This window comes from Bradyrhizobium sp. 160 (assembly GCF_023073735.1).
GTDB lineage: Bacteria > Pseudomonadota > Alphaproteobacteria > Rhizobiales > Xanthobacteraceae > Bradyrhizobium.
Map to the genome: position 1 here is coordinate 20690 of NZ_JADPKD010000020.1, position 17453 is coordinate 38142.

Below are 17453 nucleotides of genomic sequence, written 5' to 3' on the forward strand. Positions count from 1 at the left end.
GCAATGGAAGCACGATGGATGGTTAGCTCTTTGTGGTTATGCTTTCAGGCCCGTCCTCACCGTACCAGCAGCTACCTCCTCGACTGCGGCGCTCTTGGGCACCTACTTTCGCAAGGCTGCCAGATCGGTATCGGCGAGGGCGGGAGTCTATCCATGCGTGGCCGGTGGGCGGGATGCAAGCAGTCCATAGGAGGCCGTGACCTCTCGCAATCCCCTGACATGACCGAACAGGTCGATGACCTCAATGCCGGATCGGCGGTTGTAGGTATGGCACCCGAACGCGCCGCACCTGATGCGGCCGACCGGCGTCTGCGCAAACTCCGACCGGTTGAGCGCATCGATCTGGCAAAGCGTCACTGCGCCGCCATAGCGACGCGAACAGTCTTGGGCCGGACGTAGTGTGCGCCCACCGTGCCGGAAGAACGCGCCTGCGGGACGGCTGAGCGTCGCATCGATCAGTAGGGGATTTTCCGCGTGCGGCGTCCACGGCCCGGTCAACTCTTCGGCACGGTAGAGGCTGAGGGTATCCCAGGACGAGGCCTTCCATGACCTCGGGCTGACGAAAAGCCAGAAAGCGCCCTCATGGTGCAGCAGCGTGGCATCGTAAAATTCCCTGCCTTCGACGAGGCAGGCCTCGCGTGTCCATCGGTGCGGAAATTCCACGCACCTGTAAAGGCTGACATTCCTCCCCGCTCCCGACTCAGGGATCATCCAGATCTGTGCGTCCTGCTCGAACACGAACGGGTACGATAGGTGATATGGCTCATCGAGGACGATCTGCGGTGCGTTAGTGGCTGCGTTTCGGTTCGCGGTCACGACCGCGATGCATCCGCGGCTCTCGGCATTGAGGTATTGCTCGACAAAGATGTAGTCTCGCCCCTGATGTCGAAACGGGAACGGGTCGGCGAGAAAATTGCCGGCGTCGCCGGTGAGAACATGGAAGGCTGCGCTCCCTTTGTCGAGCAGGCTCGTCGCGTCGTCGAAGCGCCAGCCGATTGCCCAAGCCTTGCCGCCCCTCGCCAGGATGTCGACGAACCTGATTGCCTTGGATATCACCGTGTTGGTCGCCCGCGCCAAAACGGAAATCGCGCCAAGCCGAGGCGCGAAAGTCCGTGGACGCGAGACACCTGGCGCGGTTGAACCCGTTTCCTCGCGCAAGGCTTTGAGGATCAGTGTGACCGCGCAGGAGAGGGCACTGTCCAGGCTTGCTGCGAACACTTCACGGTCTGCGCTGGCCGGACGAGCTGTCAACGGCCGCAAAGGGTGGAGGGTGTCGTGCACGTCGACGAGAAGGTCCTGATCCTGCGCCACGGCCGCCATGACCCCGATCTCGCCGGCGATCCCGTTGAAGAGCGGCGTTAGCACGCGCCGCCCGGCCGGGAGCGGCTCCTCCGCGCTAAAATCGATCACCACGTCGACTTCGCCGGCCGGAAGCGGCGGCAGGGACCGGAGCGGAGCCTCGACGGTGTCGGTGGCGCTGTTCTCGCGAAAGCCATAGACCAGTCGTTCGAGTTCGAGCAGCAGACGAGATATCGGCGGGAGCGGGTAACAGCTGGCCGCGAGCGCGCAGTAGACCGTGTTGCCGGGCGTCTCGGCAAGCGCTTCTGCTAGCCACAGATGCCAGCGCAGAAGCCGCGAAGGATCAAGTTTCAGGCAAATGCGCATTGTCGTTCTTCACGCCCAGTTTGGGCCAACACAAGGTAACGCCGAGACAATCAACCGGCCCGATGCATTTCCTGCCCCGCTGACGCTTTGGAGTTGGGAAAGTGTCCCAACGTGCGCCGTATTATCTGCTTCACGCTAATCGCTGCCGCCAAAAGCGCCGGAGCCGGATCGTCCCAGCGCCAGTAGGCGTTGTGAATTCGATGACGAGGTGGATAGAAACAGCTGGTGCCGAGGAGCCAAGCTGAGATGATATCCTTGAATTCGTCGCGCCAGACATGCGTCGGATCAAAATTCAATGGAGAGCGTGGCTGGCCTGCACCGTCACAATAACCGACATGACAGAGATTGATGCCGCAGAGTGCGGAGATCTCCACCTGACCATCGATCCGCCCAACGGTTGGCTCGACAAACCGCAACACGCCGTCACGCTGGTCGCGCTTGTATTCCATACTTGCGAAGCCGTTCGTCAATCCAATCGATTGGAAGAAGCGGATTGTCAGGTCCTCCAGTTGCTCGGCGGCTTCGGGCGCCGCCCAGCAACTCGCGGTCAAGCCGATCTGCGGAGGCCAGGAGCGACCCTTGCGCCCAGCAAAGGCGACAGGGCCACCGGGAGCCAGGTAGCACAGACAAAAGTAGATCGAGTCATTCGACCCCTCGATCCACTCCTGAACGATTACCTCGCCGACGCTGTCCAGCACTTGCTCGCAGAGCGACCGGGCGTCGGCTTCGGTCTCAACACGGTACGCCTTCTTGAAAGCGCCGTCATACGCTTGGGAGCGACAGTTTGGCTTCACGCAGAATGGAGCGTGAAGGTCACGCAGAGCGTTCAAGTCACGATGGTCGCGCAGCAAGAGGGTCTTCGGCACGGGAAAGCCATGCTGCTGGGCCAGCCGAAAAAATCGTTCCTTCAGAGTGAGATCGACCAGCAGTTCATGGGGTGGGAGTTGGAACTCGAACAGGGGGGCGACATGGTTGCGATACTGTGACACTGTCAAAAGCGGACGATCGTCGGCAAATATGATGACACCGCCCTGTGGCAATGTTGATCGCAACCCACGCAGTTCCTCCACGAATTCTTCGCCATCAAAGGTCGGGACGACGAACCGTCGCGCATATCGCGATGCCATTGCGATGTCGTACTTTGAATTGCTGACGACGACCGGGCGAAGTCCGGCCTGAGCCAGGCTGCGCACGGCAGACAGGCCGTTGATTCCTCCTCCGAGGACTATGGCGGCCGGTGCGCCATCCGAGGCCCGAGTATTATGCCGCGTATTGACCGTTCGACCAGGCATGCTGGCTCCAATCCTAACGAGAGGACCGCCGTTTCTTGATGGGGTCGAAGTGGATGGCCGCAGATCTTTCAAGGCCGGCAATGTCGAGCCGTGGTCGGTGCGTCTCGGGCGCCAGGGGAGCCGATTCTCGCCTTTGCCGAAGCACCGCATTCGCCAGATGCCGTGATATTTTGCGAGCGGTGAAGTCGGTGCCAAACACGAAGCGCATGACGGGGCCAAACGTTCTGATTGATGCATGACCCACGAAATAGAGTCCCTGGACCGACGATTCGAAGTTCACTGATAGCCGCGGAGCGTTGCCGATAAGATGCAGCTCCTGCAAAATTGCCGGGCTTAGAAATGGCAGCCGATTCACGTCGGCTCTGTATCCGGTGGCCGCGATCACGTGATCTGCCTCCACGACTTCGGTGCTGCCGTCCATCGCGACCAATCGTAGCTGCACAGCTTGCCCGGATACTCTCGCCTCCTGCAGCGAGCGCCCGAGATGTAAGGGAACGGATTCCAGCCGATCTCGCATTGCCTCTCCTGCGGCCGGCGAGGGAAATTGTTCTGCTATGCCGACTCGATAGGACTCGGGAAAATAGCGAAACAGCCAAGGCAAATCCGCGAACAGCCTATGTTTCCAACCCGGGCCAATCCCGGATACCGGCAGCACCAGAGGTCTTAAAAGCGGGTGCGCGCCCGAGCCTCCCCACCTGCCAGTGAAAATGAGAGCTGGCGTACGCGAGATGAGCCGAGCGTTTCCTACTGCCTCGTTCAAGAGCACCGCGATATCTATTGCAGATGCGCCGCCTCCGACGACCGCGACGCGCTGCCCTCTGAATCTTTCAAAGTCGTGAACGTCGGTGGCGTGCGATAGCTTCTCGCTCGACAGGTGTGAGAGCTGTTCGGGCATGTGATGGAAATGGTTGAGGCCTGTTGCGATCACCACGTTGTGCGTCCGGAACGATGTTTCACTCCTCATGCGCAATTCGAACCCTCCCGAAACGGCCCTCACGGAGACTAGCTCCTGCTGCTGTACATCCGGCACACAGCGCTTTTGGAACTCCAATCCGTAAGCGCAGAATGTTTCTAGCGGAATTGGCAGATCGAGATTGTCATAAGGACTGCTGTGTTCGTGGCAGAAACGTTTGAGTGGAAAGGCCTGCTCGGGATCGGAAAGGTTTGACGCGAACCCCGCTGATTTGAGCAACATGCCCTTCGGCATCTTGCTTTTCCAGCTCTCCATGGGGCTGCCGATTATCCGATAATCCACGCCCAGCTCGCGCAAGTGTGCTGCAATGGACAGCCCATAGGGGCCGGCACCGACGATCGTCACGTCACATAGATTGGACAACGCGTACCTCCCTTGGTCTTCCCCGGCAACGGCCCAGTGCTCAGCCGATCCTCTGAGAACGTCACCCGACAAACGGAATGCAGCGACGCAGTTTCCTTTCAGTGGCAAGATGCAGAGCGCCCTGCTTCAGATGCCTGGTAAGGCTCGCCAGCATCCGAGTTGTGTGCCGGAGCTCCGCTTCCACGCGTCGCTCCGGACTGTCTCTGCTTATCGCGATCCATTTCATTGCATGCTCGGCGTTGGCCAGATGGGACTTATGGCCGGCGGGCCCCGCCAGGAAATCGTAGCAACGCTCCCCGCGTGCAATGCTGTCCTCAATGGACAGCACATAACTGACAAGGCCGGGCTTGAGCCGGCCATCGCGTTCATAAAGAAAACCGCTTTGGTAATTGAGAACAGTGCCGTCATGGACGAAATTGTACAAGACCCCAATCGTCTGGTCACCGGCCAGGGTCCGCGAGATGCGCACGGCGCCTATGGGCACTCCGCGCGCAATCAGCTCCTGATGAAACGAGCGGAAATTCGAGTTGGCGAAGCATCCCCTGCGTCCCCATCGGGACTGATGCAAATCGACCAGCAAATCGAACGCGGCAAGGGCCTCAGATGCCGTTTCCATGGTCCGGAGATCAAGCGGGCCGCGTTGCGCATATAACCGTACGGCACGACTGACGGCTTGGCGCGTGCTGCGGCCCAACGCGGCACGATAAGTTCCGCTGTTCTGGCGGACTTTGGCAAAATCAACCCATCGCGCCGTCTCTGCCTCTTTCACCTCAGCGACCAGCCCGGCCCGGCTCGCTGTGCGACAAGCGGTCAACTCCAGCTCAGTACCAATGCCCGAGAGCACAAGCTGATCAGACCGTTGTAGGCGTTGCGTCAGAGCCTCGAGACATGCTGCGATAACGGCTTCGGCCGAAGATCGCTCTGCGAGAATACTGTTGTATTCGATGAACAATCGGTCGAAGCGCTTATTGCCGGTTTCGTTCAGCAGCCAACGCGTCCGCACATGCGGCCCAAAACTCCACGCCCGCCGCCGGCAAACGATGGCCAGGCCGACGATCCTGTCACCCGTCCGGGCGACCAGGACGTGCGGTTGCACGTCCTTTGGAAGATGTCGCAGCCAGGTTCCAATCCAGAGCCAGGACAAGAAAAGCGAGTGGTGTGCGTGCGTTTCGAGTTCCTTCCAAGAGCTCTCAAGTAGGGCAATGTTCTGCAAGGCCTCCACCCTGACCTCGATCACCGCATCAGGCATTGTTGCTCCTCGAAGCTCTGCACGATTGGTCAGCGCGGCCTGGCGTTTCCCGGAGCCGAACGCTTCGGCGGGCGCGACTGCTGACAAAGGACCCTTGTGTGGCTACTTTAATGGACAGCACTATGCCTGATCGGCGACCGCCTGTGGCAAGGCCAGAGGGAGTAATCCCTCGGGACTCTTGCGCGCCGTCCCTGACAGCGTCACGTGGAGGAATGATTGTCGACTGGCAACGGGTTAGAAGCGGGCTGAGCAACGCCGGAGTACGGATGCTGGTGTTCGTGTTGCTGTGCGCGCCGGCGGCCGTAAGCGCGGCGGACAACCCGTCCGCGACGTCGTTCGTCAAGACCTCCGGAACAGAATTCACCCTGGACGGCATGCCGTTTTTCGTCGCGGGCGTGAACAATCACTATTTGCCCTACGGCTCGCATGAGGAGGTCGCCCGCGTTCTCGACGATGCGGCGGCGATGGGCGCCAATGTGGTCCGCATCATTTTGCAACCGGTCGTTGTTTCGCTCGACGGCAGCGTCGCGACGATCTGGAATTGGAAGCTTCAGGGCGAGACCAGCGATCTCGCGGTCAACGGCACGTACCTGCTCTATTGGGATACGGTCCAAAACAGGACGGCCATCAATGATGGCGCCGACGGTATAGGGAAGGTTGATTTCCTTGTCACCGAGGCCGGCAAGCGCCGTATGAAGTTCATCATCGCCTTCCTGGAATTCTATACCTACACGGGCGGCGCCCAGCAAATGCGCCCCTGGTATGGCAGCCAGGATGAGTCCGGTTTTTTCTTCAAAGACCGGCCTACGAAGCAGGACTACAGGACCTGGCTCAGTTACGTCGTGCAGCGGGTCAACCCGCTCACCGGGCGAGCCTACCGGGATGATCCGGCTATCATGGCCTGGGAGCTCATGAACGTAGGCAATGCGAGCCCGGAATCGTTGCGGTTGGCCTGGACGCCCGAAATGTCGGCGCATTTTAAGTCGCTCGATCCCAATCATCTCGTCAGCTCAGGTAACGCCAACATGATCGCGAAGATGGCCGATTTGATGATTCTGACGCTCGATTTCGGGGCATGGCACGGCTACCCGCTCTTCTACAAGCTCACTATAACGCAATTCAACGATACGATAACCGAGTTCTGTCAGCTGGCATTGCGCGCCAGAAAGCCGGTCCTTCTGGAGGAATTCGGCTATGCCCGCTCCAACGGTGATTCGGCCGAGGCGTACGGGATGTGGCTCGATACTCTTGCGCGCGATCCCAACTGCGCGGGCTGGGTCGTGTGGCGGCAGGACAGCGGAAGGTACCCCGTCGACGAGTATGAGCACTTCGACATCCGCAATGACGCAAGTCTGCTCTGGAACATCCCAAAAGCCGGGGCAGAGCGGGCCGTACAGACCCCCGAAAAACAGCCGGGCGTCAGAAAATGTCCGGGAGCTCCGATGACCGCACCGTCGGCCTGCCGCACGGAAGCGACCAATGCCCGCAACCCAACAGGCGAACGAAAGAGATCATCGAAAATGATCGATGCGTCAGTTGTCATCTGCGCCTACACGCTTGATCGCTGGGATGATCTAGACGCGGCTATCGCATCGGTACGCCTGGTGCTTCGAGATCGTCAGCAGTACCAGCTCTTCGGCGACGACCGCGAAATGCCGTTCCCCGATCGGGCTCTTGAGCCTATACTAAGTCGGCAGCTTGAGGAGTTTGGGGGCCGCTTTGGAACGTTCTGAAATCGATGACAGAAAGCCCAGCGATGTATCCGTCGTGATCTGCGCGCATACGCTCGATCGTTGGAGCGAACTGAATGCAGCTGTCGCGTCAGTGCGCGAGCAGACTTATCCGGCGAGGGAAATTTTCGTCGTGATCGATCAGGAAAGCGAGGCACTGCTAGAGCGTGCCACGCGCGAGATGGAGGGGATTTCGGTCATCGTGAATAAGGCGGCGAGGCTGTCAGGTGCTCGCACGTCCGGTGCCGAATTGGCGACCGCCCCGATCGTTGTCTTTCTCGACGATGATGCAATCGCCGATCGGAATTGGCTCGCGTATCTCGTCGACACGTTCCAAGATCCGCGCGTTCTCGGTGCCGGCGGACATATCGATCCGCTGTGGCTCCGGCCACCGCCCCGCTGGTTCCCCGCTGAATTCAACTGGATCATCGGTTGCACCTACACCGGGATGCCAGTCCATAACGGACAAGTTCGCAACCTGCTTGGGGCTAATATGGCGGTGCGCGCCGAGGTGATTCGTCGAGCTGGCGGGTTTACCGCCGGGTGGGGCGGAGGCTCGACGAGACTTGGCGGGCCGCGCGGAGGCAAAGCGGTGTCCGAGGCCTGCGACGAAACCGAATTCTGCATTCGCGCCTCACGCCTGTTTCCGGGCGGTATCTGGCTCTATTGCCCCCAAGCGCGTATCCAGCATGTTGTGCCGGCCCAACGGACGACGTGGCGCTATTTCGTCCGCCGCTGTCGCATGGAAGGAACCGCCAAGTCCGTGCTGACCGGGGTGACCGGTTCGCGGGATGGGCTTGGTTCGGAGCGGCGGTATGTGCTGACGATCGCACAATCTTTCTTCCGCTATCTGATCACCGGGAACTTTGGGCGGGCATTTGCGATTTTTGTCGGCTTGGCCGTCACTGCCCTCGCCTATGGACAAACGCGGTTATTGCAAGCACTTGGCAAAACGCGTCGGTCCGGCGAACGCAAGATCAACTATACCTGAACTGCCGGATCCGGTAGGGCTGGCCAACCCAGAACCGATGCCGTTCCGACGACTCGAGAGGTCGCCGCCTCACAAGACAGAGCGCGGCGCGTCGTCCCTGCGCCACTGGCAGCTTGTCAGCGGCGCACTTAAGGCAGGTGAGGCCTGCATGTCTCTTTATCCGTCCTTGGGCTGTCGCACCAGCGCCGCTTTCAGTTCGAATTGGTCGACCGGATCTGCCGGATATTTCGCATCTGTTGATGAGCGACGAGACGCCAGACTAACCAGCCGGCGCAATTGCTTCATCCATCTGTGGGCCCTGCGACTGGCCTACTCACTTCGGGGTATGGCCTGCCGGCGGTGCTCCTAGCTATTGTCCAACATGGCGCCAAGCATGGTCGGACATCGCCTTTTCAGAGGCAAGACTTTGGAGAACGTCGGCTACACGCTGGCCGCCGCTCGCACGATCGCGAACTGGCCGAGCTTCCTCATCGATTACGTCTGCAGATGGGCCGCGAACCTAAGTGCTGCGCGACGGCACGCGGATCGAGACGGACGAAGCAATCGACCTAGCGACGATCGGGGTCGTGTATCTGGCACGGGAATACGGAGAAGTGTCCACCGGCTGGACCGTCATCGACATCGGCGCGAATATCGGCATCTTCTCGTCTGCGCCGCGAGGGCAGGCGCCACGGTCATCGCATACGACCCTATGCCCGAAAATTACTGCAGGCTGACCCACAACGTAGGTCGAAACGGCCTTGGCGGGCCGATCAAGTCCATGCGCCAGGGAGCCGCCGGATGCAGTTAAAAGCGCATCCTGCACGTGTCGGGGACGGGCACGGGGGCATTCTCTGGTGATTGACGCGAACGCCTCAGGCGGCGTCGAGATCGACTGCGTGTCGCTCGCTGACGTGCTTACGAGCAACCGGATCGTCCGTTGCGACCTCCTCAAGATGGACGCGAGGGCGCCGAACTTGAGATCCTTGAGAGCGCTTTCCACGAGGTTCTCGCCGCGATCGGGCGGATAAGGATGGAATGGCATCCGAACTACGACCTGAGGACGCTCACCGCGCTTCTAATCGAGATAGGCCTCACCATAACTCGCTTGCACCCGGACGAGGCCGGACGGGGAATGCCCTGGGCGCAGAGGGACCGGACAAACTAAGGACGACCTCATGGTGTTGAAGGGTCACCGAGCGGCCCGGCGCATCCGCAGGTCAATCAATTTCACATACATCTGAGGCTACATTTTGAGCGTTTGCGACGTAATGGCCTTCTTCGTTCCTCGTATACCGAACGGTCTACACGGCCTGGGTCACCTCGGGATCCCTGTGAGCGTCAATCGATACATCGCTCGGCTCCCTCTTCCTCCTTGACGCTACCGACAATTCGGAGCGCTAAGACCCGATAGCTGCCCTCGATTCCGCCGGCGACGTGGCGCCCGATCAGCTCACGGATCTCGCGTTCTTTGCGTGTTGCGACGACGCCCAGAAACGACCGCGGCTGGATCCTCGCTATGCCGAACTCTTGCCAAGCGGCCTCCTCGTCGCTCGAGACGATTTCGACCTTTCCCGAGTGGTGGCGACAATCATCTGGGAACACGAGGTCGAGGCCATTATTCATTATCGATGGGAGCCGACGTACAGGCGGGCGCGGTGCGGCTACATCCGGATCAACAAGATGGGGTTACCCCGGAGGAAGGATCGCTGATTGGAGAAAACCATGCGATGATTCAAATACGCTCGAGGAAAGCGCATGACCTTAATGGCCCTGCTGCAGAGTCACCTTTGCCCCAAGGCCATTGAACTGCAACGCGAAGCAGGTGGGCTCTATCCAGCCCGAAGATGAAATGCGGGTCACCCTGCGCCGATCCATCGCGCGCTGCGGTTGCATGACCCGGAAGAATTGAGAGAGCTTGCGCACACAGGGAAGGGGCAATCCGATTGGGCGAACCGCACGCTATATTCATATCAGGGGTCGCGGGCTTTGTAGGAAGCAAGCTCGCAAGGCTCTTTATTGATCGCGGATATCCGGTCGTCGGCTTTGATAACCTGTCACGAGGTTGCCGGGATAACGTGAGTGGGCTCCTTACGAATGAGAGGTTCATCTTTGAAAAGGTAGATCTCTCAAACGGGGGTGCAGTGAGAAGCCACTTTTTGAGATGCCACAGCCGAATTCCGATTTCCGAAGTGTGGCACATGGCTGCCAATTCGGACATTCCGGCGGGAATCGCCGATGCCTCTGTTGATCTGCGCGATACCTTTCTGTCGACGTTCAACGTGTTGGAATCAATGAAGGAGGCGAGGATTTCGTTTCTGGCTTTCGCTTCGAGTTCAGCTGTATATGGCGACTTGGGAGAGGCTCCGATCAGCGAGAATGACGGGCCGCTGCTACCCATTTCCAATTACGGTGCCATGAAGCTCGCATCGGAGGCGCTAATAAGCGCTGCCGTCGAGAACTGGCTACATCGGGCGTTGATTTTTCGCTTTCCGAACGTGATCGGGGTTCCAGCAACCCACGGCGTCGTTCTGGATTTCGTAAGAAAGCTAAGGAGCACGCCAAACAAACTGAATGTCTTGGGATCGGGACGACAGCGGAAGGCATATCTTCACGTCAATGATCTGATTGATGCGCTTGCCTACTTGCGTGAAAACGCATCGGAGCGGCTTGGGTACTACAATATCGGCCCTGAGGACAAAGGGGTAACCGTTAGCTTTATAGCGGAAACAACTGTCGAGGCCGTCGCGCCGGGCGCCGGGATCGAATACGGAGTTGACGACCGCGGCTGGACAGGGGATGTTCCCCGATTTTCCTATGATATAGCAAAAATCCGTGCGCTTGGTTGGCGGCCCCAGCTTGGTTCGGCTGATGCCGTTCGCAAAGCCATCGTGGAAATCGTGCGACAGGAAGGACACCTGTGATGCAGGCGGTTGTACTTGCAGGTGGTCGAGGGACACGGCTCAGGAGCCGGACAGGTGATTTGCCCAAGTCACTGGTCGACGTAGGTGGCAGGCCGCTCCTTGAGCACCAGATCGGGCTCGTTAAGCGGCACGGCATCGAGAGAATTTTGATTCTGGTGAGCCATGCAGCCGAGCAAATCGTCGAGTTTTGCAATCAACGCGATAACTGGGGGATCGACGTTCGTTGCGTAAATGACGGTGCGCCTCGCGGGACAGCTGGAGCAGTTCTTTCCGTTTTGGATCTGCTCGACGATGACTTCCTTACGATCTATGGCGACACGATGCTCGACATCGATCTCAACCGCTTCAAGCGCTTCCATGAAGAACACAAGGCAGCAGCGGCGACAGTTTTGACCCATCCGAATGACCACCCGCAGGATTCCGATCTGATTGAAACTTCAGAAGACGGCATGGTTAGCGCGTTCCATCCATATCCACACGATCCCGGTTGCTATTACCCAAACAGAGTCAACGCGGCTCTCTATTACATTCGAAAGCAAGCCCTATCCCCGTGGCGCGCCGCAGCAACTCCGCTCGATTTCGGCAAGGACCTCTTTCCTGAGATGCTTCGGCTCGGCATGAAGATAACAAGCTACAACAGCCCTGAGTATATAAAGGATGCTGGAACCCCTGAGAGACTTGACAAGGTTTGTGCTGACTTTGAATCGGGCCGCATAGCTCGAGCTTCACTCAGTACACCGCAGAAAGCCGTATTTTTGGACAGGGATGGGTGCATCAATGTGGACCATGGACACGTCGATCGTCCCGAACGCCTCGAACTGATTGACGGAGCTGCGGCCGCGATCGCTTGTTTCAACCGAGCCGAATACCGGACAATTGTCGTCACGAACCAGCCCGTTGTGGCGAGAGGTAATTGCTCCGTGCGAGACCTGCAGACAATCCATAACAAGATGGAGACCGAGCTTGGCCGATGCGGGGCTTTCGTTGATGCGATCTATTTTTGCCCGCATCATCCAGATCGCGGCTTTGTCGGTGAGGTGGAAGAACTGAAGATCCGCTGCGGATGCCGCAAGCCTTCCACTGGGCTGGTTGATGTGGCGATCGAGGCTTTCAATGTCGACCGGAGTCAATCCTGGATTATCGGCGATTCCTCAACAGATGCCGCTCTCGCAAAACGGTCTGGCATCAGATCGATCCTAGTCGAGACGGGCGCGGGCGGGCTGGATGGCACGTATCATGTCATGCCTGACTATACCGTTTCAAACTTGTCTAAAGCTGCTAAGTTCATTCTCGCCGTTCATCCGCTCTTGCTTCGCTCGGCATCTGATCTGACCGCGCATGTGAAGCCAGGTGATGTCTGTTTCGTAGGCGGCCTTTCCCGGAGCGGAAAGAGTTTTCTTGCCAGCGCCATCGCGGAGGTTCTTCGCGGACGTGGCCTTGAGACGCAGGTCCTTGCGCTTGATCGCTGGATACGGTCTGGCGCAGATCGCGAACCAACAGTGTTGGGGCGCTACAACGTGGACCAGATTAGGAGAGTTCTAAGCCGTCTGGCGGAAGTGCGTTCTCGCGAAACGCACGATCTGCCCTTTTACGAAAACCTAAGCCGCATATCGCATCCAAGATCGGAGCAGATAACCATTTCTCCTGAAACCGTCCTGGTCGTGGAGGGGACTATTGCTCTCTCGCTGTCCGATGCGGTCTTGGGAGGGCGTTCGCACACATTCTTCGTTGATGTCGATGAGGAGCTGAGGAGGACCCGCGTAATGCGAGAATACTTGCGGCGAGGTATGGATCGGGAGTCTGCTGCGAGTATTTACAGTTCGCGTCAAGAGGACGAGACACCGATCGTGTTGGCATCGCGCGCGAGCGCAAAACATCGCGTCCGATTGCAGGAGATTGAGCCGATTGAGGCAGTTTGAATGATTATTAGTCAGACGCCGCTTCGAGTCAGCTTTGTGGGGGGTGGTAGCGATCTCCCTGCCTTCTATCGTCGGGAAGGCGGCGCCGTCCTAAGCGTCGCTATCGACAAGTACGTCTATGTGAATGTGAACCGCAAGTTCGATAATGGCACTCGAGTCGCTTATTCCAAAACGGAAGAGGTGGATAGCGTTGAGCAGATCCAGCATCCGATAGTAAGGGCGACGATGGGATATCTTGGGATCTGTGGAGGCGTTGAGATAACAACTATTGCGGATATTCCATCGAAGGGAACGGGACTTGGATCCTCCAGCACGTTTACCGTTGGCCTTCTGCACGCGCTAAATGCGTTTCGCGGGCAGTATGTCTCGAAGGCAAAGCTCGGCGCAGATAGCTGTCTAGTTGAGATAGAACTTTGTGGCGCTCCGATTGGGAAGCAAGATCAGTATGCCGCCGCTTTCGGGGGATTGAATCTTATCGAGTTTCACCCCGATGAGAGCGTTTCGGTCTCGCCGCTCATATGCCCACGTGATTTTATCGCTTCAATCGAGAAGCAGGTTCTCATGTTTTACACCGGCATTACGCGTAGCGCGTCAGACATTCTCGTCCGACAGTCAGAGGCCATCGGCAGGGCGTCGGAAAAGCGGAGAGCGCTCAGGCGGATGGTCGAGCTCACGTATCACCTTTGCGACGAACTGCATCGATGGAACCTCGATGCATTCGGCGAAGTCCTCCACGAGAACTGGCTCCTAAAAAAGAGCCTCGCTGAAGAAATCACGAACGACGCGATCGATGGTTGGTATCGAAGAGCATTACAAGCAGGCGCCAAGGGCGGCAAGCTGCTCGGAGCAGGTGCGGGAGGTTTTCTCATGTTCTTCGCGCCTCCCGATCGCCACGACGCAATCAAGAGAGCCCTGGGGGAGCTGCAGCACATTCCTGTGAAGTTCGACTTCGCCGGGAGCCGCATCGTTCATTATCAACCGACATTGGAGCTCACTCAATGAAGCATATTAGCAATAGGGCCCGGTCAGCCGAAGCGCACTTATTCGATCAGTTTTGCGGTAGCGCTCAAGCCTATTTCAAAAAGCTCGAGGCCGTTCTTGCTTCACTGGACCACCAGAGTTTCGATAGTGCAGTAGCCTTGATCGCGCAAGCGCAGGAGGATGGCAAGCAGATAATCACGCTTGGAAATGGGGGCAGCTCACTTACAGCGCTACATTTCATCACGGACTGGAATAAGAGCATCTATCTCTCTACCAAGCGTCCTTTTCGTGGTCGGTCGCTGATCGACAATGTGGGCCTGGCTTTCGCGTACGCGAACGATATCTCGTTCGAGGATGTATTCGTCGAACAGCTGAAGAACATCCTGAATGATGGCGACTTGGTTATTGCGATTTCGGGAAGCGGGAATTCGGAAAACGTTCTGCGTGCTGTTCGATATGCTAACGATCGTGGTGCAGTTACATTAGGTCTTTGTGGATATAGCGGCGGAGTGCTTAGGCAGATCGCCCAGCACGTAGTTTTGGTTAATGTGAATGACATGCAGCTCTCGGAAGATATACATGCGATGTTCGGGCATCTCGTTATGCAGTGTCTTTGTCTTGGACGTGCGGGCGAAGCTTGGGGCGCCGACAACGGCGCGGCGCCGCTGGAGGGCTCCCTTGGGAAGGCGCCTGCTCTTTCCGGCAATGGGTTCCACAGAGCATGAGTGAATCGGCGCAAGGAGCCGGAGGAGGTGGTCCTGCCGCACTGTTGCGCTGCGGCACGTGAGGGGTGGTTATCGACGGGCAAGAAGTTGGAAATGAATTGCGGAACACGGGACTGCGGCTGCTGATGGTCGGCGTTGAACTCACCACGCTCGCCTACGTATGACGGCTTGGAGGAGCCGACGAAGCCTTACCATATCAGCTGTTACCGCGCCTCGGAGTCTGCGGAGCATAGCCACGCCGATGCCGGCAGCGCGCGAAGCCGGTTGGGCCAGTACGGAGGGTGTCCGAGATGATCTTGTTGACTGGAGGCGCCGGCTACATCGGATCCCATGTCTGTGTCGCGTTGCTGAACGCCGGGCTCGAAGTTGTCGTAGTCGACAATCTTTCCAACAGCAACAGAGCCGCTCTCGAACGGGCACAATATATCAGCGGGCGATCGCTCGACTTTCGACACGTCGATATGCGCAACGAGGAAACCATTTACGAAATACTTCGTCGTTGCGGAGTCGCGGCAGTCATTCATCTTGCAGGGCTGAAAGCCGTAGGCGAGTCCAACCTTCGTCCGATGACCTATTACGAGAACAACGTAATGGGAACGATGCGACTTGTATCGGCCATGAAGAGGGCGAAGGTAAAAACCCTCGTCTTCAGTTCGTCGGCGACCGTTTACGGACGGCCGACGTACCTGCCGCTCGACGAGAAACATCCGCTCGGACCGACAAATCCGTATGGTCGAACGAAATTCTTCATAGAAGAAATGCTTAGGGACCTCTATCGGGCGGACGACGATTGGCGCATTGGAATTCTGCGCTACTTCAACCCAGTCGGGGCTCACGACAGTGGTCTCATTGGAGAAGACCCGTTGGGTACTCCGGACAATCTGGTGCCCTTTGTGGCGCAAGTTGCGATTGGACGGCGGGAGAGGCTGCTGATCTGGGGAGACGACTACGACACACCTGACGGCACCGGCGTCCGCGACTTCATTCATGTCGTCGATCTCGCATCAGGTCATCTCAGCGTCTTGAGGCAGCTGGCGCAGCCGGGGGTGCTCACGGTTAATCTTGGCACCGGATATGGCAGCAGCGTCCTGGATGTGATCCGGACCTTTGAAACGGTCAGCGGCCGGCGTGTCCGTTATGAAATTGGTCCGCGTCGGGCAGGCGATGTCGCCACCTGCTACGCTGATCCGACACTTGCGCGCGATGTGCTCGGTTGGACGTCAGCGCGGTCACTGGCGCAGATGTGTGCGGATCATTGGCGTTGGCAAATGAAAAACCCAGACGGCTATCCTCGTGTCGGCGGGCCGGTGAGCCAGGAGAGTCCGGTGCGGGGTTATTCTCGCAGTGCTTGATCATAGTGGCCGTGGTGAAGCGCAGTGGACCGCTCTTTGTTCCCAAGCTTTGCAGCTTGCCGTACGCGGTCCAGCGCCTGGGTCACGCGAATCCGGCTCTGCGCCCGGTACGTGCTTTGCTGGCCCACGCTCCCCTTGGTCGCCGGCCTTGGCTCCACCGGCTCCTGAAATGGACCGCGATTTTGGGACCATGAGCTTAGTTGGAAAGGGCTGCTCCGTTTGATAGACGGAGCGCATGATGACGACGAAGATGAGACGCAAAATCGACGCGGCGTTGAAGGCAAGGATCGCGCTGGAAGCCGTGCGGGAGCAGGCGAAAGTGGCCGCCATGGCCGGCCAACGACAACGACCTTGCCTTGATGCACGCCTAGCCGTTCCCCGGCGAATGACCGCGATGCTGAAGGCTGAGGGGCTTCAGGTCAATCGCAAGCGCGTGCAGCGATTGATGCGCAAGATGGGCATCGCGGCGCCGGGACCGAAGCCGAACCCGGCAAAGCCGGCGCCTGGCCCCAAGATCTATCCCATCTGCTGCGCAACATGACGATCAACCGGCCGAACCAGGTATGGGCGGCCAACATCACGTATTTGCCCATCGCCGCGGCTTTTCTCTATCTCGTCGCGATCATCGACTGGGGCCAGCCGTGCGGTTCTGGCGTGGCGGTTGTCACACGATGGACGTCTCGTTCTGCGTGGCGGCTCTGGAAGAGGCGCTGGCGAAGTACGGCGCGCCGGAGATTTTCAAACCGACCAGGGCGGCAGTTCACGAGTGCGGCCTTCACCGGCGCGTTGGCGGGGGCAGGGATCAAGATCTCCATGGATGGCCGCGGTCGTTGGATGGACAACGTCTTCATCGAGCGGCTGTGGCGGTGTCTCAAGCATGATGGACATCTATCTCAAGGGCTATGCCGACGGCCGCGAGGCCAAGACAGGGATCGCGAGCTGGATTGCCTTCTACAACGATCGTCGCCTTCATCAGGGCCCTCGGCTATCGTACGCCGATGGCAGTCTGGCGCGAGCGGATGCACGCCGACAAGGCTGTGGACATGGTGGACAACGCTGACGCGTTGACCACATTCCCGCAGCAACAGCAGCAGACAGAATCTCTGGCTGCGTGATAGAAAGGATCAGGAGCGGTCAGTTTCCAGCTAACAAATCGGTTCAAGCGGTCCCACTCCCCGGGTCCATTTCAGGACCGCGGCGAGGCGCGCTGACGTCCTGAAGCGATCCGCCTTTCTCTCAAGAGGCGGCTTGAGCGCGAGGATCATGCGGCCGGCAAGATTCTCGACTTTTGACGCACCTTTCCCGGCCAT

General features: G+C 58.6%; 15 protein-coding genes. 10 read left to right on the forward strand and 5 right to left on the reverse strand.

The window, feature by feature from the left end:
- Positions 1–147 precede the first annotated feature (147 nt).
- The 4 genes from IVA98_RS08710 to IVA98_RS08725 form a co-directional block, all read right to left on the reverse strand.
- Positions 148–1665, reverse strand: a complete 1518-nt coding sequence (locus IVA98_RS08710) for a glucosamine inositolphosphorylceramide transferase family protein (protein ID WP_247301089.1) — start codon at positions 1663–1665, stop codon at positions 148–150.
- Positions 1666–1715: 50 nt separating this feature from the next.
- A complete protein-coding gene (locus IVA98_RS08715) occupies positions 1716–2957 on the reverse strand; it encodes a carboxylate--amine ligase (protein ID WP_247301088.1) in 1242 nt (413 codons plus the stop codon).
- Between the two features lie 13 nt (positions 2958–2970).
- Positions 2971–4293, reverse strand: a complete 1323-nt coding sequence (locus IVA98_RS08720) for an NAD(P)-binding domain-containing protein (protein WP_247301087.1) — start codon at positions 4291–4293, stop codon at positions 2971–2973.
- A 61-nt stretch (positions 4294–4354) separates the two neighbouring features.
- Complete coding sequence (locus IVA98_RS08725; RefSeq protein WP_247301086.1) at positions 4355–5542, reverse strand: GNAT family N-acetyltransferase; 1188 nt, start codon at positions 5540–5542, stop codon at positions 4355–4357.
- Positions 5543–5808: 266 nt separating this feature from the next.
- Between IVA98_RS08725 and IVA98_RS08730 the strand changes: the two genes are divergently transcribed.
- The 3 genes from IVA98_RS08730 to IVA98_RS08740 all read left to right on the forward strand — a co-directional run bounded on the left by IVA98_RS08730 (position 5809) and on the right by IVA98_RS08740 (position 8979).
- A complete protein-coding gene (locus IVA98_RS08730) occupies positions 5809–7275 on the forward strand; it encodes a glycoside hydrolase 5 family protein (RefSeq protein ID WP_247354658.1) in 1467 nt (488 codons plus the stop codon).
- On the forward strand, positions 7262–8263 hold the full coding sequence (locus IVA98_RS08735; protein WP_247301084.1) for a glycosyltransferase family 2 protein: 1002 nt from the start codon (positions 7262–7264) through the stop codon (positions 8261–8263). The genes IVA98_RS08730 and IVA98_RS08735 overlap by 14 nt, the downstream gene beginning before the upstream one ends.
- 503 nt (positions 8264–8766) lie before the next feature.
- Positions 8767–8979: a hypothetical protein gene (locus IVA98_RS08740; RefSeq protein WP_247354659.1), complete on the forward strand. Its 213-nt coding sequence runs from the start codon at positions 8767–8769 to the stop codon at positions 8977–8979.
- Between the two features lie 604 nt (positions 8980–9583).
- Here the strand turns inward: IVA98_RS08740 and IVA98_RS08745 are convergent.
- Positions 9584–9868 carry a hypothetical protein gene (locus IVA98_RS08745; RefSeq protein ID WP_247354660.1) on the reverse strand — a complete coding sequence of 95 codons (285 nt, stop codon included), beginning with the start codon at positions 9866–9868 and terminating at the stop codon, positions 9584–9586.
- 320 nt (positions 9869–10188) lie between these two features.
- Between IVA98_RS08745 and IVA98_RS08750 the strand changes: the two genes are divergently transcribed.
- The 7 genes from IVA98_RS08750 (at position 10189) to IVA98_RS37515 (ending at position 17203) form a co-directional block, all read left to right on the forward strand.
- A complete protein-coding gene (locus tag IVA98_RS08750; protein ID WP_247301082.1) occupies positions 10189–11166 on the forward strand; it encodes an NAD-dependent epimerase/dehydratase family protein in 978 nt (325 codons plus the stop codon).
- Positions 11166–13085 (forward strand): HAD-IIIA family hydrolase, encoded by a 1920-nt coding sequence (locus IVA98_RS08755; RefSeq protein WP_247354661.1) that lies wholly within the window; start codon positions 11166–11168, stop codon positions 13083–13085. Before IVA98_RS08750 ends, IVA98_RS08755 begins: the two co-directional genes overlap by 1 nt.
- Positions 13086–14087, forward strand: a complete 1002-nt coding sequence (locus tag IVA98_RS08760; protein WP_247301080.1) for a GHMP family kinase ATP-binding protein — start codon at positions 13086–13088, stop codon at positions 14085–14087.
- Positions 14084–14791: a D-sedoheptulose-7-phosphate isomerase gene (locus IVA98_RS08765; RefSeq protein WP_247301079.1), complete on the forward strand. Its 708-nt coding sequence runs from the start codon at positions 14084–14086 to the stop codon at positions 14789–14791. Before IVA98_RS08760 ends, IVA98_RS08765 begins: the two co-directional genes overlap by 4 nt.
- A 290-nt stretch (positions 14792–15081) precedes the next feature.
- A complete protein-coding gene (gene galE, locus IVA98_RS08770) occupies positions 15082–16143 on the forward strand; it encodes a UDP-glucose 4-epimerase GalE (protein WP_247301078.1) in 1062 nt (353 codons plus the stop codon).
- Positions 16144–16381: 238 nt separating this feature from the next.
- The gene (locus IVA98_RS37510; protein WP_524536355.1) at positions 16382–16684 is read left to right on the forward strand and encodes an IS3 family transposase; all 303 of its coding nucleotides are present in this window, start codon (positions 16382–16384) and stop codon (positions 16682–16684) included.
- A gap of 336 nt (positions 16685–17020) precedes the next feature.
- Positions 17021–17203 carry a hypothetical protein gene (locus IVA98_RS37515; RefSeq protein ID WP_524536356.1) on the forward strand — a complete coding sequence of 61 codons (183 nt, stop codon included), beginning with the start codon at positions 17021–17023 and terminating at the stop codon, positions 17201–17203.
- Positions 17204–17453 lie beyond the last annotated feature (250 nt).